16 protein-coding genes are annotated in these 19,003 nt (G+C 45.6%); 14 read left to right on the top strand and 2 right to left on the bottom strand.

What is annotated here, in order from left to right:
- Nucleotides 1–2 precede the first annotated feature (2 nt).
- Both B5G00_RS11640 and B5G00_RS11635 read left to right on the top strand, forming a co-directional pair.
- On the top strand, nt 3–1,097 hold the full coding sequence (locus B5G00_RS11640) for an ornithine cyclodeaminase family domain (RefSeq protein WP_087272953.1): 1,095 nt from the start codon (nt 3–5) through the stop codon (nt 1,095–1,097).
- Nucleotides 1,098–1,262: 165 nt separating this feature from the next.
- Nucleotides 1,263–2,603: an MATE family efflux transporter gene (locus B5G00_RS11635; RefSeq protein WP_087272950.1), complete on the top strand. Its 1,341-nt coding sequence runs from the start codon at nt 1,263–1,265 to the stop codon at nt 2,601–2,603.
- Here the strand turns inward: B5G00_RS11635 and B5G00_RS11630 are convergent.
- Nucleotides 2,509–3,138: a TetR/AcrR family transcriptional regulator gene (locus B5G00_RS11630; protein WP_087272946.1), complete on the bottom strand. Its 630-nt coding sequence runs from the start codon at nt 3,136–3,138 to the stop codon at nt 2,509–2,511. The genes B5G00_RS11635 and B5G00_RS11630 overlap by 95 nt on opposite strands.
- A 178-nt stretch (nt 3,139–3,316) precedes the next feature.
- Here B5G00_RS11630 and B5G00_RS11625 point away from each other — a divergent pair, with 178 nt between their 5' ends.
- From B5G00_RS11625 to B5G00_RS11585, 9 genes are all read left to right on the top strand, one after another.
- On the top strand, nt 3,317–4,087 hold the full coding sequence (locus B5G00_RS11625; RefSeq protein WP_087272943.1) for an ATP-binding protein: 771 nt from the start codon (nt 3,317–3,319) through the stop codon (nt 4,085–4,087).
- A gap of 184 nt (nt 4,088–4,271) precedes the next feature.
- Nucleotides 4,272–5,444, top strand: a complete 1,173-nt coding sequence (locus tag B5G00_RS11620) for a DUF2812 domain-containing protein (protein ID WP_140403151.1) — start codon at nt 4,272–4,274, stop codon at nt 5,442–5,444.
- 116 nt (nt 5,445–5,560) lie between these two features.
- Nucleotides 5,561–5,890, top strand: a complete 330-nt coding sequence (locus B5G00_RS11615; RefSeq protein WP_087272935.1) for a PadR family transcriptional regulator — start codon at nt 5,561–5,563, stop codon at nt 5,888–5,890.
- 71 nt (nt 5,891–5,961) lie between these two features.
- Nucleotides 5,962–6,501: a histidine phosphatase family protein gene (locus B5G00_RS11610; RefSeq protein WP_087272932.1), complete on the top strand. Its 540-nt coding sequence runs from the start codon at nt 5,962–5,964 to the stop codon at nt 6,499–6,501.
- A gap of 16 nt (nt 6,502–6,517) precedes the next feature.
- Nucleotides 6,518–6,988 (top strand): LURP-one-related/scramblase family protein, encoded by a 471-nt coding sequence (locus tag B5G00_RS11605; protein ID WP_087272929.1) that lies wholly within the window; start codon nt 6,518–6,520, stop codon nt 6,986–6,988.
- Between the two features lie 228 nt (nt 6,989–7,216).
- Complete coding sequence (locus B5G00_RS11600; RefSeq protein WP_087273013.1) at nt 7,217–8,542, top strand: alanine/glycine:cation symporter family protein; 1,326 nt, start codon at nt 7,217–7,219, stop codon at nt 8,540–8,542.
- 56 nt (nt 8,543–8,598) lie between these two features.
- Nucleotides 8,599–9,939, top strand: a complete 1,341-nt coding sequence (locus B5G00_RS11595; protein WP_087272926.1) for an MATE family efflux transporter — start codon at nt 8,599–8,601, stop codon at nt 9,937–9,939.
- Between the two features lie 150 nt (nt 9,940–10,089).
- On the top strand, nt 10,090–11,463 hold the full coding sequence (locus B5G00_RS11590; RefSeq protein WP_087272922.1) for a PhoH family protein: 1,374 nt from the start codon (nt 10,090–10,092) through the stop codon (nt 11,461–11,463).
- A gap of 17 nt (nt 11,464–11,480) precedes the next feature.
- Nucleotides 11,481–12,161, top strand: a complete 681-nt coding sequence (locus tag B5G00_RS11585; RefSeq protein WP_087272919.1) for an HD domain-containing protein — start codon at nt 11,481–11,483, stop codon at nt 12,159–12,161.
- A gap of 168 nt (nt 12,162–12,329) precedes the next feature.
- Here the strand turns inward: B5G00_RS11585 and B5G00_RS11580 are convergent, their stop codons facing one another.
- Nucleotides 12,330–13,325: a D-isomer specific 2-hydroxyacid dehydrogenase family protein gene (locus B5G00_RS11580; RefSeq protein WP_087272916.1), complete on the bottom strand. Its 996-nt coding sequence runs from the start codon at nt 13,323–13,325 to the stop codon at nt 12,330–12,332.
- A 296-nt stretch (nt 13,326–13,621) separates the two neighbouring features.
- Between B5G00_RS11580 and B5G00_RS11575 the strand changes: the two genes are divergently transcribed.
- From B5G00_RS11575 to B5G00_RS11565, 3 genes are all read left to right on the top strand, one after another.
- A complete protein-coding gene (locus tag B5G00_RS11575) occupies nt 13,622–14,512 on the top strand; it encodes a LysR family transcriptional regulator (RefSeq protein ID WP_087272912.1) in 891 nt (296 codons plus the stop codon).
- A gap of 154 nt (nt 14,513–14,666) precedes the next feature.
- Nucleotides 14,667–16,160 (top strand): ATP-binding protein, encoded by a 1,494-nt coding sequence (locus B5G00_RS11570; RefSeq protein ID WP_087272910.1) that lies wholly within the window; start codon nt 14,667–14,669, stop codon nt 16,158–16,160.
- Nucleotides 16,161–16,248: 88 nt separating this feature from the next.
- Nucleotides 16,249–18,966, top strand: coding sequence for a translation factor GTPase family protein (locus tag B5G00_RS11565; protein ID WP_087272905.1), 2,718 nt, complete (start codon nt 16,249–16,251; stop codon nt 18,964–18,966).
- The last annotated feature ends 37 nt before the right edge of the window (nt 18,967–19,003 follow it).

Here is a 19,003-nt window from a genome sequence, read left to right as displayed (position 1 = left end):
CTATGTTTACATTACCAAAATACTATGAACCGGATTTTTCATCAGAAAAGTTAAAAAATGCTCCGGACGTCCGATGGGAAGAAGCAGAGGCAGACGGAGTGGCACCGGAGAATTACCACAGCACCTCTATGTATCCGGAATATTTTAAGATCCATGGAGAATGGAAACTGCCGGAAAAATCCCGGATGGATTCCAGTGTGGTCCTGGAAAAAGATGGGACCTTAAAAGTTGTGGAGAACCGGAATCTGAAAAAAGGGGACCGGGTGATACTGGGAAGGACAGAGAAGGGAGAAGAGGGAATCTACCTTCATACCGGGGGTTTTGAAGATCCTGAAGAGACAGAGAAGGATCAGTTCGTATTCCGTCAGGGAAGAAGCCGGGAGACCTCTTACGCCAGAGATTATGACCGTTTTTTTGAACTGCTGAACTATGAGCGGGAACATGGGAATATCCTCTGGGTCATGGGGCCGGCTTTTGCTTTTGACGCCGACGCCAGAAGGGCCATGGAAGCCATGGTGGAGAATGGATATGTAGACGGACTTATGGCTGGGAATGCCCTGGCTACCCATGATCTGGAAGGGGCTATGTTCCATACGGCCTTGGGACAGGATATTTATACACAGAAATCCCATCCAAACGGCCACTACAACCATCTGGACGTGATCAACCGGGTAAGAAGAAGCGGCTCTATCGCCCAGTTTATTGCGGATTATAAGATTGACAACGGCATTATGTACAGCTGTGTGAAAAATAAGATACCTTTTGTCCTTACCGGTTCTATCCGTGACGACGGTCCGTTGCCGGAGGTTATCGGAAATGCCTATGAGGGACAGACAGCTATGAGGAACATGGTAGAAAAGGCCACTACCGTAGTCTGCCTGGCTACGATGCTCCATACCATTGCCACAGGAAATATGACGCCTTCCTATACAGTAACGGCGGATAAGGAGATCCGTCCCGTCTTCCTCTATACTGTAGATGCAGACGAGTTTGTAGTGAACAAGCTTCTGGACAGAGGCAGCCTTTCCGCTACGACTATTGTGACTAACGTACAGGATTTTATTATGCTTACCGTAAAGGGACTGGGAATTCTCTAAAACTTTTCTTGACTTTGCAGAGGGCCTGTGATAAATTTCTAGTTGTTAAAAAAATTATAAAAAATGATTGCCGCCGGGTAACGCCTTATTCATTCCGATAGGCCTTAGAAGGGATGAATCAAGGCGTTCTTTCTTTTGCCCGGAGAGAAAGGAAGAAACTAGAAAATGCAAGAAAAATCATGTTTTGGCATGTTTATAAAATATGCCTCCCTGAATGTGCTGGGAATGATCGCCCTTTCCTGCTACATTCTGGCGGACACTTTTTTTGTATCCAAGGCCCTGGGTGCCAACGGACTTACGGCGCTGAATCTGGCTATTCCGGTATACAGCTTTATCAATGGAAGCGGTCTGATGATCGGTATGGGAGGAGGAACCAAATACTCCATTTTTAAGAGCCAGAAAAATAAAGACCGTGCAGATCAGATTTTTACCAACGGCGCAGCGATGACTGCCATGATGGCAGGAATCTTTTTCCTGCTGGGGCTGTTTGCCGCCGGTCCTTTAATCCGACTGCTGGGAGCAGACGACACGGTTTATGAGATGGGAAAGACTTACCTTAGGGTAATCCTGATGTTTGCGCCGATGTTTATGACAAATAATCTTCTGCTGTGCTTCATCAGAAATGACGGGGCCCCTCAGCTGTCTATGACGGCCATGATCGTGGGCAGTCTTTCCAACGTGGTTCTGGACTATGTGTTTATGTTTCCTCTGAATATGGGAATTTTTGGAGCTGCCTTTGCCACAGGACTGGCTCCGGTGATCAGTATCGGGATTTTATCCTCTTATCTGCTGAGAAAGAGAAACCAGTTCCATCTGAAAAAATGCAGGATACTGCCTAATCTGATCCAGGGTATCTTTTCCAGCGGTCTGCCCTCACTTGTCACAGAGGTTTCTTCAGGAATCGTTATGATCGTATTTAATATGATCATCCTGGGACTTGCAGGAAATACGGGAGTTGCAGCTTATGGTGTAATTGCAAATCTTTCTCTGGTGGTAATTTCCATTTATACAGGTATTTCCCAGGGAATCCAGCCTCTTATGAGCAGCTATTACGGATCTGGAAACCGAAAGAATATAAGCAGTACTCTCCGATATGCCATGTGCGCCGTGGTCCTGGTATCTGCACTGATATATCTGTCCATTTTTTTTGGAGCGGACACGATTGCTTCTGTTTTCAACAGCGAGCAGAACCAGGCCCTCCAGAGCATTGCCCAGACCGGACTGAGGATTTATTTTACAGGTTGTGTTTTTGCAGGCTTTAATATTGTTCTGTCAGTATACTTTACCTCTACAGATAATCCTCTGCCGGCTCATATCATCTCGTTGCTGAGAGGCTTTATTTTCATCATTCCTATGGCATTTCTCCTTTCTGCTCTGGGAGAACTGCTGGGAGTATGGGCAGCCTTCCCGGTCACAGAGTTTCTGGTGTGCCTGACGGGCCTGGGCCTTTTCCTGAAACAGTCTGGCGCCCGTCACAGATCAGGAAGCTTTCAAGACCGGCTCTGATGAAATGGTCTACGGCCTGCTGGATTTCTCTCCAGTCCGTGCATTTATTTTTCAGCATTTTTTTATTAATGGCCAGACAGCCGTTCATCTGAAAATATAAGACAGCCTCCGCCTGTTCAAAGGTAAGGAGGCTGTTCTGCATGAGATGGGTGATAAATTCCTCCTTGGAAAGTTCACAGAGCTTTTCCAGAAGACAGGAGGAAGCCACATCGTCAAAAAACAGAACCTGGAGCCGGGTGTCTTCCTGTACTTTCTGACAGAAAGGAAAGGTACAGCCGATTTTTTCAGAACAGAGCACATGGTCCAGGACGCTGGCAGTGTCTGTGATCACATCTTCCAGAAGGCTGTCCAGTACATCATCTATATCGTAATAATGGAGATAAAAGGTTCCACGATTGATTTCTGACATACGGCAGACTTCCGTAACAGTGATTTTGGAAAAAGGTTTTTCCTTCAGAAGAGAAAGAAAAGAGTCTTTAATAGTCTGCTGGGTATATCTGGTACGCCGGTCTATAACTTTCGTCTTATTTTTCATATGCGCCTCCCTGTTTATAGACAGTTTTATAGATTTGTTGAGAAACATAGCAGATTTAAGAATCTGATGATTGCTTTCTGCTGGATTATATTATAATATCCATGATGTAAGAAAATCAACAATGTGTTCATTAAAATAGCCCTCTGCCAGAGGGAAAATTTAGTAGGAGGAATAAATCATGGGACATATTATTGCTGTTTCCGGAAAAGGCGGAGTAGGGAAGACCACATTATGCGGACTTTTGATCCAGTATCTCTGTGATACAGGGAAAAAACCGGTACTGGCTGTAGATGCAGACGCCAATTCTAACTTAAACGAAGTTCTGGGAGTAGAGCCGGGAATCACTCTGGGTGAGCTGAGAGAGGAGATTGAACGGGCCGGATCAGACCCGAAATATAAGATTCCAGCAGGAATCACCAAAGCAGAGTATCTGGAGAGCCGTATGATGGATGCTGTTGCAGAGGAAGATGACTATGACCTGATGGTCATGGGACGGTCTCAGGGACAGGGGTGCTACTGTTTTGTAAATGGTCTGGTACAGACTCAGGTGCAGAAGCTTCAGAGCCATTATCCTTATATTGTGGTGGACAATGAAGCGGGAATGGAACATATCAGCAGAGGAATCCTGCCGGCCATGGAGGTTGCTATCTTAGTCAGCGACTGTTCCAGAAGAGGAGTCCAGGCCGCAGGAAGGATCGCCAGACTCATGGAAGAGCTGAAGCTCCACCCAAAGAAAACCGGGCTCATCGTAAATCGGGCTCCCCATGGCAAACTGGACCAGGGCACTTTGGAAGAGATTAAAAATCAGGGCCTTGAACTTCTGGGCGTGGTACCTCACGATGATATGGTCTATCAGTACGACTGTGATGGAAAACCAACGGTACAGCTGCCGAAAGATTCTCCAGTGCGGATGGCGCTGAAAGAGATCATTGAGAAGCTGGGGTTATAAGATATGAAATCAAGTGGACATGGGAGCATGCCCGTCACCTGGCTCATTGTCTGTAGAAATAAAAATAAAATATAGGAAATCTATTGCAATTATCGAGTGTCGATATTACACTGAAAGTAGGAAATATCGACACTCGATAATTTGTTTTTGGGGAATGATTTTTCGGAGAACGGGGGTGTTCTTTATGAAGAAAAAAATTGTGTTTAGAAACTATGGATACAGGGAATGTGACAGCTTCGCCCGGTTTTTGGAAAAGATGGCAGCTAAGGGTTGGTTCTTCAGAGGCTGGCGATTTGGAATGATATTTGAAAAAGAGGCGCCCCGAAAAGAAATTTATGATGTAGAGGTGTTTCCGGAAGGTGACGAAAATGATGTAAAACCGGAACCTAACACGAAAGAGTATGCTCAATATTGCCGCGAGGCCGGATGGGAATTGATAGACAGCACCAGAAAGCTTTGCGTATTCCGGAAAATCAGAGAAGATGCCCTGCCTATTGTTACAGAGAGAGAAAGATATGAGAATATACGGGAAGCTGAGTGGAAGGCCTTCAGGGGAAGACTTGCCTTTACTTGCCTTATGGCAGTCAGTGAATGGTATGTGCTGTTCAATATAGACTTTGCCAGAAATATTTTTTCTGATATCTGGATAGCAGTGTTTATTCTATGGAATCTATATTTTCTTAAAAATGCTGCCAGGTGTGTTAGCTATCTGCTTTGGAAAACAAGAACAGAGAAAATGCTGGGACAGGGAAAGACTCCTTTTTACGGCAGCCGGGTAAAAGAAATTTCTCCATGGAAGACGATTCAGAAAATTATTTCATGTGTTGTCTTTTTGGGGATTATAGCCATTGTCCTGTTTTTGGCAGACTCCGGAACCATGCAAATGTATCTGGTATTTATTGTAGGAATGATATTGATGATGGTACTGTTACCGGCACTTCGTCCTTCCAGAGAATGGAATATGTTGCTTCAGGTGATTTTCGCCTTCCTTATCATTTTCATAGGTTTTTCCGCTCTTATGGTAAATATGGCAGAAGATTCTCCGGCTGCTAAAGAGAATACTCAAGTCATAGAAAATACATATGGAACCGGAGAATTGGAACTTACCGATGAATTGGAAGGGATTTTGGAAGTGCCAGACGCTATTCAGTCCTTTTGCCTGATGGTTATCCCAGGACAGATGACCCCTATGATGAAAACGAGATTATCTGCCAGGTATACCAGTCCCCTTATCAATGGATTCTGGACAGAATCTATTCTTTATATACAAAAGAAGAAGGGGAAATCCCTCCAGACGCAGAGGCATGGGAGGCCATCGAAACAGAACAGAATAGGAATAAAAATTATACAACTGTAAAGTATGGGGACAGATTGTTGTATATTATCGGAAAGAAGAATCTGGACAAAGAGGAAATCCTCTTTATCCGTCAGGCGTTGGGGCTATAAAAATGTTTGAAAAGGAGGCTTTAAAGAATGGCAAGGGAACAGTTTCAGACATTGACAGAACCTATGTATTATATTCTGCTGGCCCTTACCGAGGAATGCTGTGGGGTGGACATTATGGAAAAAGTCCGGAAGATTTCCGGCGGCAGAGTAAAGGTAGGCCCAGGGACTTTGTACGCCATGCTGTCTAAATTCGAGAAAAACCAGATCATACGGCTGACCGGTGAAGAAAACCGGAGGAAATCCTATATTATTACAGAGGCAGGAAGAAAAATGCTTTTGGAAGAGTATGAACGGCTGAAGATTATGGCAGAAGACGGCAGAATATTTATAGAAAAAATGAAAAATCAGAAGAAGTGAAAATAAGATTGAGGCAATGGAAGGGATATGATAAAATGTCTCAAAATAGAGAAAAAGAGAGGTGCGGAAGAATGGGGCATTTTTATTATGTCAGGCATGGACAGACAGTATGGAATGTGGAGAACAAAATCTGCGGAGCAACAGATATTCCTCTTACGCCTCTGGGATATGAGCAGGCCAGAGAACTGGGCGAAGAAATCCTTCGCCAGGGATTGAAGATTGATAAGATTCTCTATTCTCCTTTAATCCGGGCAAAAGAGACAGCCAGACAGATTTCTGAGGCTGCGGGGATTCCTATGGAAGAGGAAATACGACTGAAGGAGCAGAACTTCGGCATGTACGAGTCTACGCCCAGAGATGGGGCAGAATTTCGGAAAGCAAAAGAGAATTTTGTTTCCAGCTACAATGGGGGAGAATCTATGCTGAAGCTCTGTCAGAGAATCTACAATCTGCTGGACGACCTTAGGGAACGCTCTGATACAGAAACGGTTCTGCTGGTGGCCCACAATGGGATCGCAAGGGCTGTGCACTCCTATTTTTATGATATGACCAATGAAGAATTTGCGGCTTTCGGCATGAAAAACTGCCAGATCCGAAGATACGATTTTTAAAAAGAAAGGGAAAAAGATGAAACTTTTAATTAAACAGCGGGTGTTTTCCTGGACAGACACTTTTGATATTTACGATGAAGAGGGGAATGTGAAATATTTTGTAAAAGGAGAATTTCTGTCTCTTGGACACAAGCTTCATGTCTATGACAATAAGGGAGAAGAAGTAGGACTGGTGCGGGAAAAACTTTTTCAGCTGCTGCCGGTTTTTGAAATTATGATCCATGGACAGGAAATGGGACGTATCCAGAAAAAACTGACTTTTCTCAAACCCAGATATGAGATTGATTATAAAAACTGGAAAGTACAGGGAGACTTTCTGGAGTGGAATTATGATGTCACAGACAACTTTGGAACTGTGGTACATATCACTAAGGAACCTTTACATTGGGGTGATACTTATGTCCTGGATTTTGCCAGTGAGGAAGATGAGCTTCCGGGGATGTTGACAGTGATCGCCATTGATGCGGCCAACTGCGTAAACCAATGATAAAAAATCTGATAAAACTTGACAAGTTCCTCTTTTTGGGTATAAACTGTAAGAAGTTTATTGCGATAAAAAGGTGAAGTGATACAAGGGTGTATGGACTTTGATGGTGTCATATACCCTTTTTCCTTATCTTTCTGCCGCAGAGAAATTTGAAGGAGGAGTACAAAAGTGTATGAGACAATCTATTCTGCCGTCCAGGCGGTAGATGATCTGGTCTGGGGCTGGGCCATGATCATATTGCTTTTAGGCACCCATATTTTTATGACCATCCGGACAAAAGGCATCCAGAGAAAGGTCTTTAAAGGGATTAAGCTTTCTGTGACGAAAGACCCTGATGCGGAAGGGGAGGTAAGCCAGTTCGGCGCTCTTACCACAGCTTTGGCGGCAACCATTGGTACAGGAAACATCATCGGTGTGGGAACGGCCATTGCCCTTGGAGGACCCGGCGCGGTACTCTGGTGCTGGCTTACCGGCGTATTCGGAATTGCCACAAAGTACAGCGAGGCTCTGATCTCTGTGAAATATCGTGTAAAGACAAGAGACGGACGTATGCTGGGCGGGGCCATGTATGCTCTGGAGAGAGGTCTTCATGCAAAATGGCTGGGCCTTCTTTTTGCCATCTTCGGCGGTCTGGCTTCTTTCGGGATCGGCTGCGCCACCCAGGTAAATGCCATTGCTTCTGTATGTAATGAGAACCTGGGGATCCCTACCTGGATTATTGGTATCGTAGTGGGTGTTCTGGTGGCTATGGTTATTTTCGGCGGGATCAAATCCATTGCCAATGTATGTGAGAAGCTGGTTCCTTTCATGGCCTTCTTCTATGTATTTGGCTGCATTATCATCCTTTGCTTTAATTATGACTTTATCATTCCTGCTCTTCAGACAATCTGTACCCTGGCCTTTAAGCCGGGAGCAGCAGCCGGCGGTCTCATTGGCGGCGGTATTATGCAGGCTATGCATTACGGAGTTGCAAGAGGTCTGTTTTCTAATGAATCCGGTATGGGTTCTGCACCTATCGCTGCAGCGGCTGCCCAGACCAGAAATCCTGTGCGCCAGGCGCTGGTATCCAGTACAGGAACCTTCTGGGATACGGTAGTAGTCTGTGCTATGACAGGCCTGGTACTGGTAACCAGCATTATGAAAAATCCGGATATCGATATGGGAAGTATCAGCGACGGCGGCGTGCTGACGACTCTGGCATTTAATCAGATACCGGGCCTGGGTCCGGTGATCCTGGTAATGGGTATCATTACTTTCGCTTTCTCTACGGTTCTGGGCTGGGCTTATTATGGAGAGCGGTGTATTGAATACTTTGCAGGAAAGAAGATTATGATCCCATATCGTGTCCTGTACATAATCGTGGCAGTGATCGCGCCTATCGCACCGTTAAACCTGATCTGGCTGGTAGCGGATATCCTGAACGCACTGATGGCTATACCAAACCTGATCGCTGTGCTTCTTCTGTCGCCGGTGATCGTTATGGAGACAAAAAAATATCTGAACAATCTGGATATGAAGGACGATACACCGGTTCCTTATGAGGATGAGGTATAAGTAGTTTTCACAGAGGCTCTTTTGTGTTAGAATAGTCCCGTTAGGGGGAAAGAAATATGCAGAAAAATCTGACACAGGGGCCGATCACAAAGACATTAGTATTTTTTGCCCTGCCTATGATCGGCGGAAATATGCTGCAGCAGCTTTATAATATTGCAGATACCCTGATCGTAGGCAGGTTTATTGGTTCCGGGGCATTGGCGGCGGTAGGTTCTTCCTATACCCTGATGACCTTTCTCACATCTATCCTGCTGGGGCTGTGCATGGGCAGCGGGGCGGTATTTTCTATCCGCTATGGAGAGGGCGATATGGAAAAGCTCCATGAAAGCCTGGGAGCTTCCTTTGTTCTGATCCTTGCAGTGGCTGCAGTGCTGAATCTGGCAGTTTTTCTTCTGATAGATCCCATTATGTATCTTCTTCAGGTCCCCGAAGAAATCTATGCTATGATGCGGGAATATCTCTGGGTGATCTTCTGGGGGATTCTGGCTACATTTTTATACAATTATTTTGCCTGTCTTCTCAGAGCAGTGGGGAATTCTGTGGCACCGCTGATTTTCCTGGCAGTATCCTCTGTGATGAACATTGTTCTGGATCTGTGGTTTGTCCTGGGATTTCATTGGGGAGTGGCAGGAGCGGCTTTTGCCACGGTGCTGTCCCAGTATGTGTCCGGGATCGGTCTGGCAGTCTATACTTACTGGAAAACTCCAGAGTTCCGCATCCGGTTAAAATATCTGAGGCCGCGGCTGGCTATGCTCCGGGAAATCGCCCAGTTCTCTTTTCTCACCTCTGTCCAGCAGTCGGTGATGAATCTGGGAATTCTTATGGTCCAGGGCCTGGTAAACAGCTTTGGAACAGTGATCATGGCGGCTTTTGCGGCAGCGGTAAAGATTGATTCTTTTGCCTACATGCCTGCCCAGGAGTTCGGCAACGCCTTTTCCACCTTTGTGGCACAGAACTATGGTGCAGGAAAAACGGACAGGATTAAAGAAGGCATTAAAAAAGCAGTAATGATGTCTGTGGCTTTTTGCCTGGTGATTTCTCTTCTGGTATTTATCTTCGCCAGACCGCTGATGATGATTTTTGTGGATCCTTCAGAGACAGAAATCCTAGCAGCAGGAGTGGAGTATTTGCGGATCGAGGGAGCCTTTTATTGTGGAATCGGTTGTCTCTTCCTCCTCTATGGACTGTACAGAGCCATTAAAAGACCGGGGATGTCTGTGGTACTTACCATATTTTCTCTGGGAACCAGAGTAGTGCTGGCCTATATCCTGTCTGCTGTGGACTTTATCGGCGTTACAGGGATCTGGTGGTCAGTGCCTATTGGCTGGGCTCTGGCGGATTTTGTGGGATTTCTGTATTACAAAAAGAATAAGAAAAAGCTGTTTACCAAGATTTAACCAAAAACAGGTAACAGGTAAAATAAAGGAAAGTTATAATTTCTGTAAAGGAAAGAATAACTTTCCTTTTTACATTTGTGGGATACGTCCGGCAGGCGACTGCCGTGAGCTGTCCTATCGAAAAGTATATATGGTAAAGGAGACCTGCGTATGGTAAAAATCTATGTCATTGACACCAATGTTCTCATCCAGAACCCTCAGGCTCTGCTGAGTTTTGAAGACAATCAGGTAATCCTTCCGGTAGTGGTGCTGGAAGAACTGGACAATCTGAAGAAAGCAGAAGGGGAGAAAGGAAGAAACGCCAGAGCGGCCACCAGGATCCTGGAGGAGCTTCGCCTGAAGGGAAACCTGCTGGAGGGAGTAAAGCTGGAATCTAAGGGAATAGTCCGGGTGGAAAAGAATTACATAGATGTAAAGCTCCCGGAGGATCTGCCGGAAGACAAAATGGATAACCGGATTTTAAAGGTCTGCAGAGGACTGGCAGATACTTCCGGAGAACAGGTGGTCCTGGTGACAAAAGATATCCTTCTGCGGATCAAGGCTCAGATCATAGGAATCCGGGCAGAAGATTATACTACTGAGCAGGTTGTGGAATATGAAGGACAGTATAAGGGAAGAATTGAGGTATATGTGCCGGAAGAGAAGTTTAAGGATTTCAAGAAAAAAGGGGTTCCGGTAGAGGAGGTTTACCTTTCCGATGAGTTTGGAAACAGAAAAGTGCCCCGATTAGAAGAAAATGAATTTGTGATTCTGAAGGCAGATCAGTCTGCCAAGAAGACACAGCTTGGAAGAGTGGAAAAGGGAGTTATAAAAAAACTGGAATACCGGAAGAGTATGCCCTATGGAGTATCTCCCAGAAATGCAGGACAGTATTTTGCCCAGGAGGCCCTTATGCAGCCTGCAGAGAAAGCTCCTCTGGTGATCATTAAGGGCATGGCAGGGACCAGTAAGACTTTCTACACTCTGGCCGTAGGTCTGGAAAAGGTGCTGAACAACCCCACAGGAGAATACCGGAGAATCCTGATTTCACGCCCAAATGCCCAGTTTGATTCCGATATCGGCTTTCTGCCGGGAGATGAGCAGGAAAAAATCTCGCCGTTGATGCGTCCAATTATTGACAATCTGGAGCAGCTTATTGATTCCAGCGAAGAGGAGCGGTATGAGGATGAGAGGGAGCTTCAGGGAAAAATAGAGGAAATTTTTGAGCGGGGACTGATCCAGACTGAAGCTTTGAATTATATCCGGGGCCGTTCTATTGTAAAAACCTACCTGATCATTGACGAGGCTCAGAATATGACGCCTAATCAGGTGAAGGGGATTATTACCAGAGCAGGAAAAGGTACCAAGATCATACTTCTGGGAGATACCAATCAGATTGACCGGCCTATGCTGGATGAAAGGACCAACGGACTGAGTTACGCTTCCGAATATATGAAAGGAAGCCCTCTTTGCTGGCAGGTTACTTTCTCCCCGGAGGAGTGCGAGCGTTCTCTCCTTGCCATGGACGCGATTACCAGATTATAAAAGGAGTTACAAGATATATGGCTGAAGAGAAAAAAGGTGAGATCACCTATCGGCAGATTAAGAAAAATGAAGAAATAAACCTGCTCATAGAACGGGGAAATCAGGTGCTGAATGTGCTGGGATTTACGGAACATTCCAGGAAACACGCAGCAAAAGTGGCAGAGACCGCAGGAAAGATCCTGAAAGACCTGGGATATGGAGAAAAGGAAATACGGCTGAGTAAGATTGCCGGATATATGCATGACATCGGCAACAGCATCAATCGCCACGATCATGCCCATACAGGAGCACTGCTGGCTTACGGGATACTGAAAGAGATGGGAATGCCTCTGGAGGATGTACTGACTGTTACCACTGCCATCGGAAATCATGACGAATCTACAGGCACTGCGGTGGATGTGGTGTCTGCCGCTCTGATCCTGGCAGATAAAACAGATGTGCGAAGGAACCGGGTTCAGAATTCCTCCATTGCCAATTTTGATATCCATGACCGGGTAAACTATGCGGCCCTTACATCCACTCTGGAGGTAAAGAGGGAAAAACGGGTGATCCAGATGGACCTGGAACTGGACGACGAGATGTGTACGGTAATGGACTACTTTGAGATCTTCCTGAAACGGATGATCATGTGCAGAAGAGCTGCGGAAGTTTTGGGATGTAAATTCAAACTGGTGGCTAACGGAAATAAAATATGCTGATCTGGCCGCCATAAGCGATAAAATCCAGCGCAGGACTGAAAACAAGATATTGAAGATGTAAACAAAGCGGGGCTGTCGCATTAGTCATATGTCAGGAATAAAATGTATAAATATTCTCGATTTTGATTAATGTGACAGCTCCCAATGTTTCTTTAATCAGAAAACTGCTTAATATTTCTGGAAAGTCAGCTCTGTGTCGCAGCTCCCGGCGGTGATCATCTGATAAATGCCCAGTATGCCGCATTTTACCATACTTTCCACTGCCGCATCGGTATAAAAAGCCATGTGCTGCGTCATGATCACATTCCGGAACTGATGCAGGTAAAACCAGTTCCGGTCAGCAAGGATATCGGTCTTGTGATCCTGATGGATGATCTTCTCTTCTCCTTCTGCAGTATCGATCCCCAGAGCGCCGATGTGCTCTGATTCGATACCTTCGATCAAAGCCTCCATATCTGCCAGCTCTCCTCTGGCACAGTTGATGATCACTACCCCTTTCTTCATTTTCCTGATACTTTCCCGGTTGATGATCTCTCTGGTAGAATCAAAGAGAGGCATGTGCAGAGTGATAATGTCAGACTCTGCATAGAGGGTATCCAGATCCACATAAATGGCAGGAGGGGTGACAGCAGGATTTTTTCTTACATCATAGGCCAGGATCCTGCAGCCAAAACCGGAAAGTTCCCGGATTACCTGAGCGCCTATCCGCCCTGTCCCCATAACCCCCACAGTAAGGTCTTTCATTTCCCGGCCCATTAATCCGGCCAGAGAGAAGTCGTTTACCTGGCCTCTCCAGAGGGCCTGTTTATACTGCCTCAGACACATGAGCATCATCATAATGGTAAAGTCTGCAACGCCATTGGGAGCGTAACTGGCATTGCATACATGGATGCCCAGTTTCTTCGCATATTCCAGATCAATGTGATTGTATCCAATGGTTCTGGTAGAAATATAGTGGACGTTAAGCCTGGCCAGGGCATCCAGAAAGGGCCCATCAATCCTGCCCTGTCCCAGAATGGAGATTCCGTCGTATCCTTTTGCCATAGATACATTTTCCAGAGAAGGGATTTCTGTGGTTATCCGGATTTCTATGGGCAGTTCCTTTTCTAACTTGCGGATGGCATCCAGCTCATCCTCCCGTGTTTCATAAACCAGTATTTTCATAGTATGTCTCCTTCTTGGGGCTGTCGCATTAGTCAATATCGAGAATATTCCTGAAATATGACAATGCGACAGCCCCATAATAGCAATATGGGTAAAATATGTCTCTAGATTATGATAGAGGGGGAAAAGATCGATTGCAACTGCAAATATCCTATGATAACATAAGATAAACTTATAATATGATACCAAAGTCAAGAGCCTGTTCATACGTGGGTGCAGGACCTTAGGGCTGCTTCGATATTTTATATGAGGAGGCCGGGCTTTGGGGGCAGAATATTTGTCGGGAGAACTATATTATGAACATCAATCAGCTTCGATATTTCATTGGGGTAGCAGAGTACCAGAGTTTCACAAAAGCTGCTGATCGCTATTATATTACACAGACAGCCATTACCCAGCAGATCCGTGCTCTGGAAAGTCATCTGGGCGTACAATTGTTTGATCGGAATACTCGTCCTGTGAGACTGACACCGGAAGGCAGCGTATTTCTCAGAGAGGCAAAAGGGATCCTGGAACGTGTGGAACAGGCGGAACACAGGGTCCGGGAAGCCTCCGTGGGACTGGTAGGCAGTCTGAAAGTGGGCTATATCAAGGGGTATGAAAGAAGCAGTCTCTCAGACAGGCTTCGCAGTTTTCATAATAAATATCCAAACATTCTGATTTCCTGTTACCGCTGGGATACAGGAGTCCTGGAGACCGGCCTTCAGAAAGGAGACTACGATATCATCTTTACATGGAACAGTGAAGATAGTGCAAAAAACGAGGATACCGGCTGTATCTGTGTGGAAAGATCGCCGCTGACGGTAGTGCTGTATGACGGTCATCCCTTTGCCCGCCGACAGGTGCTTAGGAGAGAAGAACTGGCACGGGAAGCGATTATTTATATGACTCTTTCAGAAGACGGAAATTCCTTTGGGGACCTTCATTTCCTGGAACTGTATCAGAAATCCGGCTGCCAGCCTCATATCCTGTTTCAAAGCAATGATATAGAAAGTATATTAATGATGGTTGCCGCAGAGGAAGGTATATCGATACTTCCCTCTTTTGTTACCAGCAAAATTACCAATGGAGACAATCTGAAATTTATTCCCCTGGAAGGATCCGAAGAATTTGTGGATATTTACGCTCTGTGGAAGAAAAACAGGAAAAACCAGATCCTGGAACATTTTCTGGAAGAAATCCGTTGAAAAGAACCCTTTATCGACTTATTTCTTCGTTTATATTATGCTATTATTGTTATCATAAACAAATTCAATAAAAGAAGATCGGAAGCTTATACCCGGTTTGACAGAAAACTGACAGAGAGGTGCTTAAATAAATATATGGGGAGGGATGAAATCTATGAATTTTGATATGGCCCAATTTGATTCCTACCGAGAGGATAATCGGCGGGAAGTAAAAAAGGCGAGGGGCGGCCTTCCAAACTCGTTATGGGAGACATATTCTGCTTTTGCTAACTGCTATGGCGGAATCATTATTCTTGGTGTAAAGGAAAACAAAGACGGCAGCTGGTATATGACTGGGCTGGACAATGCAACAAAACTGAGAAAAGACTTCTGGGACACAATTAATAATAAAAATAAAGTTTCAGTAAATCTGCTGACGGATAATGATTTGGAGATATATGAAGAAAACAACCATGTTATAATGGCTATCCATGTCCCTAAGGCAAAGCGTGAACAGAAGCCGGTATATATAAATGGAGACATGTTTAACGGTACTTTCCGCAGAAACTGGGAGGGGGATTATCACTGTGACCGCAGCGAGGTGCTTGCAATGCTCCGGGATCAACCGGAAGAAACAGCAGATATGAAGATTCTGCAGGATATGTCTCTTGAAGTGCTTAATTCAGAAACTGTGCGTGCCTATCGCAACCGGCATATGGCTTATAGAACAGAACATGTATGGGAAAGACTGAGTGATGAAGAATATTTGGAGAGGATAGGCGCTGCAAGGCTGTCTGCCAGAGACCATACTTTACATCCCACGGCTGCCGGACTTCTTATGTTTGGAGAAGAGTATAAGATTTTATATGAATTTCCTGAATATTTTCTGGATTATCGGGAAGTCCTCGATCCGACAATCCGCTGGACGGATAGGCTGCAGTCCAGTTCCGGTGACTGGACAGGGAATATCTTTGATTTTTTCTTTCGGGTTTACGGGAAACTTGTGAAAGATCTGAAGATTCCTTTTAAGCTGGAGGGAATAACACGTATAGATGATACACCTGTACACAAGGCATTGAGAGAAGCTTTGGCAAATTGTATCGTAAATACAGACTTTTATTTCCCGAGAGGGATTGTGATTCGGAAAGATGCAGATTCCATTGTAATGGAGAATCCGGGAAGCATTCGGACTGGAAAAGCACAGATGCTCAAAGGCGGCATATCAGATCCCAGAAATAAAGCATTGATGAAAATGTTTAATCTGATCGGTATTGGCGAGAGAGCCGGCAGCGGCGTACCGGATATTTACAGTGTGTGGGAACAGCAGGGATGGAGGCGACCGGAGGTTATAGAAGAGTATGGTCCAGACAGAACTATTTTGAAATTATCATTTGTAAAAAATACAGATAAAAAAGCGCTGATAAAAAACGCTGATAAAAAAGCGTTGATAAAAAACGCTGATAAAAAGGGACTTACAAGTAAAACCAGGCAACAGTTAGAAAAAATTATAGAATGGATGGAGCCGGACAGAGAATATAGAATAGCGGAAATAGCAGAATTCCTCGGGATTAAAGAAACAAGAACCCGCGAATTGGTGAGAGAACTGATACGGCTTAAAAAAATAGAAGCAGAAGGAAAAAATAAAGGGCGCAGATATAGGTTGAAGTAGTTGCATACAAAGAACCCTTTATCGACAGATCCCCCTTTCTGTGCTATGATTATATTTACACGATCATAGAACAGAAAGGGGTATTTTCATGGAAAATACGTCTGAAAATAGACAGAAAAACCAGGCTTTAATTCCTTCAAAGCATATCAGTATCGGCCTTCTGGCCCATGTGGATGCAGGAAAGACCACTTTGGCGGAAAGCCTTTTGTTTCATACAGGAAGTATCCGGAAGATGGGAAGAGTGGATCATCAGGACGCTTTCCTGGATACCAATGAGATGGAGCGGGCCAGAGGTATCACGATTTTCTCAAAGCAGGCAGTTTTTAAACTGAAAGACAAGGAGATCACCCTGCTGGATACTCCGGGGCACGTGGACTTTTCTGCGGAAATGGAGCGTACCCTCCAGGTGCTGGATTACGGGATTCTGATCATCAGTGGTCCTGACGGGGTACAGGGGCATGTAGAGACTCTCTGGAGACTTTTAAAACAGTATCAGATCCCTACAGTACTCTTTGTGAATAAAATGGATCAGGAGGGAACAGAAAAAGAGAAGATACTGGACCAGTTAAAGAAGCGTCTCCACGAACACTGCATAGACTTTTCCCAGGACAGAGACCGGGAAGAATTTCTGGAAGAGGCTGCTATGTGCGGGGAGCCTGCGCTGGAAGAATATCTGGAAACAGGAAATATCTCTCAGAAGAAACTTGGGGATATGGTAAAAAACAGGGAGCTCTTTCCCTGCTTTTTCGGTTCAGCTCTGAAATCCCAGGGAATTACGGAATTTCTGGAAGGGCTGGAGAATCTTTTGGAATGTCCTTCTTATTCTGAATCATTCGGCGCCAAGGTTTACAAGATTTCCAGAGACGACAAGGGGACTCGGCTGACTCACATGAAGATCACCGGAGGAAGCCTGAAAGTAAAACAGCTGCTTTCGGGAGAGGGATGGGAGGAAAAGGCGGACCAGATCCGGATTTATGACGGCCAGAGTTTTCAGACAGTAGAAGAGGCCGGGGCCGGCTGTGTCTGCGCAGTTACAGGTCTTACTAAAACCTGGTCAGGAGAAGGCCTTGGGGAAGAGACGGCTTCTGCTCCTCCGGTGCTGACTCCGGTGCTGACCTATGAGATCCGGCTGCCCCAGGGCACAGATGTTCATGGAATGCTGATTCGTCTCAGGCAGTTGGAGGAGGAGATTCCGGAACTTCAGATCCTCTGGAATGAACAGCTGGGAGAGATCCATGCTCAGGTTATGGGGAAAGTGCAGATTGAGATCCTGCAACAGATGATCCTGGAGCGCTTTGGCATAGAAGTGGAATTCGGCTCCGGGAATATCGTATACAAAGAAACCATCAAAGAGCCGGTAGAAGGCATCGGACACTTTGAACCTCTTCGTCATTATGCGGAGGTCCATCTTTTGCTGGAGCCTTTAGAGAGAGGGGCAGGACTGATTTTTGCCGCAGACTGCAGCGAGGATGTTCTGGACCGAAACTGGCAGAGACTGATCCTTACCCATCTGGAGGAGAAACACCATCTGGGAGTCCTTACCGGTTCGGAAATTACAGACATGAAGATCACTCTGATCGCCGGAAGGGCCCACCTGAAACATACGGAAGGGGGAGATTTCCGTCAGGCCACCTACCGGGCGGTGCGCCAGGGACTGAGAAAGGCAGAAAGTATCCTTCTGGAGCCGGTTTATGAATATTCCCTGGAGGTGCCTCAGGATACGGTTGGCCGGGCTATGGCCGATATCCAGCGGATGAGCGGAACTTTTTCCACTCCGGATATTCAGGGTGCATATGCTTTTCTTACAGGAACCGCTCCGGTGTCTGAGATGCGGGACTATCAGAGAGAAGTCACAGCCTATACCAGAGGAAGGGGGCATCTGTCCTTTGTATTGAAAGGCTATGAACCTTGTCACAACAGTCAGGAGATCATAGAAGCGGCGGCTTATGATCCGGAAGGGGATCTGGAAAATCCTACAGGATCTGTTTTCTGTTCCCACGGAGCCGGCTTTAATGTGCCCTGGGATCAGGTGGAGGAGTATGCCCATATCGATACAGGATTTGGGAAGGAAGAGGAGCCGGAAATGGAGATCCAGTCGGCACCGGCTCCCAGTTTTGAGGAGATCCGCCTGACCCAGCAGGAACTGGAGGAGATTTTTGTCCGTACTTACGGCCCTATAAAGAGACCAAGGTATAACCAGGAAGAGGACTTTGCAGTCAAGAAAGCTCCGGAAAAGACCAGAAGGTATAAGAAACAGGAGCCGGAGAAAGAATATCTTCTGGTAGACGGATACAATATTATTTTTGCCTGGGAAGATCTTCAGGAACTGGCCAAGGTGAATATTGAAGGGGCCAGAAATAAGCTGATGGACATGCTCTGTAATTATCAGGGCTACAAAAAATGCACCCTGATCCTGGTGTTTGACGCCTATAAGGTGGAAGGAGGACAGGGAGAAGTCCAGAAATACCATAATATCTATGTAGTCTATACAAAAGAGGCGGAAACCGCCGACCAGTATATTGAAAAGACAGTCCATGAGATCGGAAGGAAGTACCATGTAACTGTGGCTACCTCTGACGCTTTGGAACAGGTGATCATCATGGGGCAGGGAGCAGCCAGACTTTCTGCCAGAAATCTGAGAGAAGAAATCCAGATGATGAACCAGGAGATCCGGAATCACTATCTGGAAAAGACAAAGAAAAGCGGCAGCTATCTATTTGAAAGCCTGCCGGAACATATGACAGATTTTATGGAAGATGTCCGACTGGGAAAAAAAAATTTCGAGGATTTAGGAAAAAAGTCTTGACCTTCCACCTGGTAGAAGGTGTATAGCAAAGGTAAAA

The sequence above is a fragment of the Blautia sp. An46 genome (assembly GCF_002161645.1).
GTDB classification, from domain to species: domain Bacteria; phylum Bacillota; class Clostridia; order Lachnospirales; family Lachnospiraceae; genus Blautia; species Blautia ornithocaccae.
This window is presented reverse-complemented; position numbering and strand designations above follow the sequence as displayed.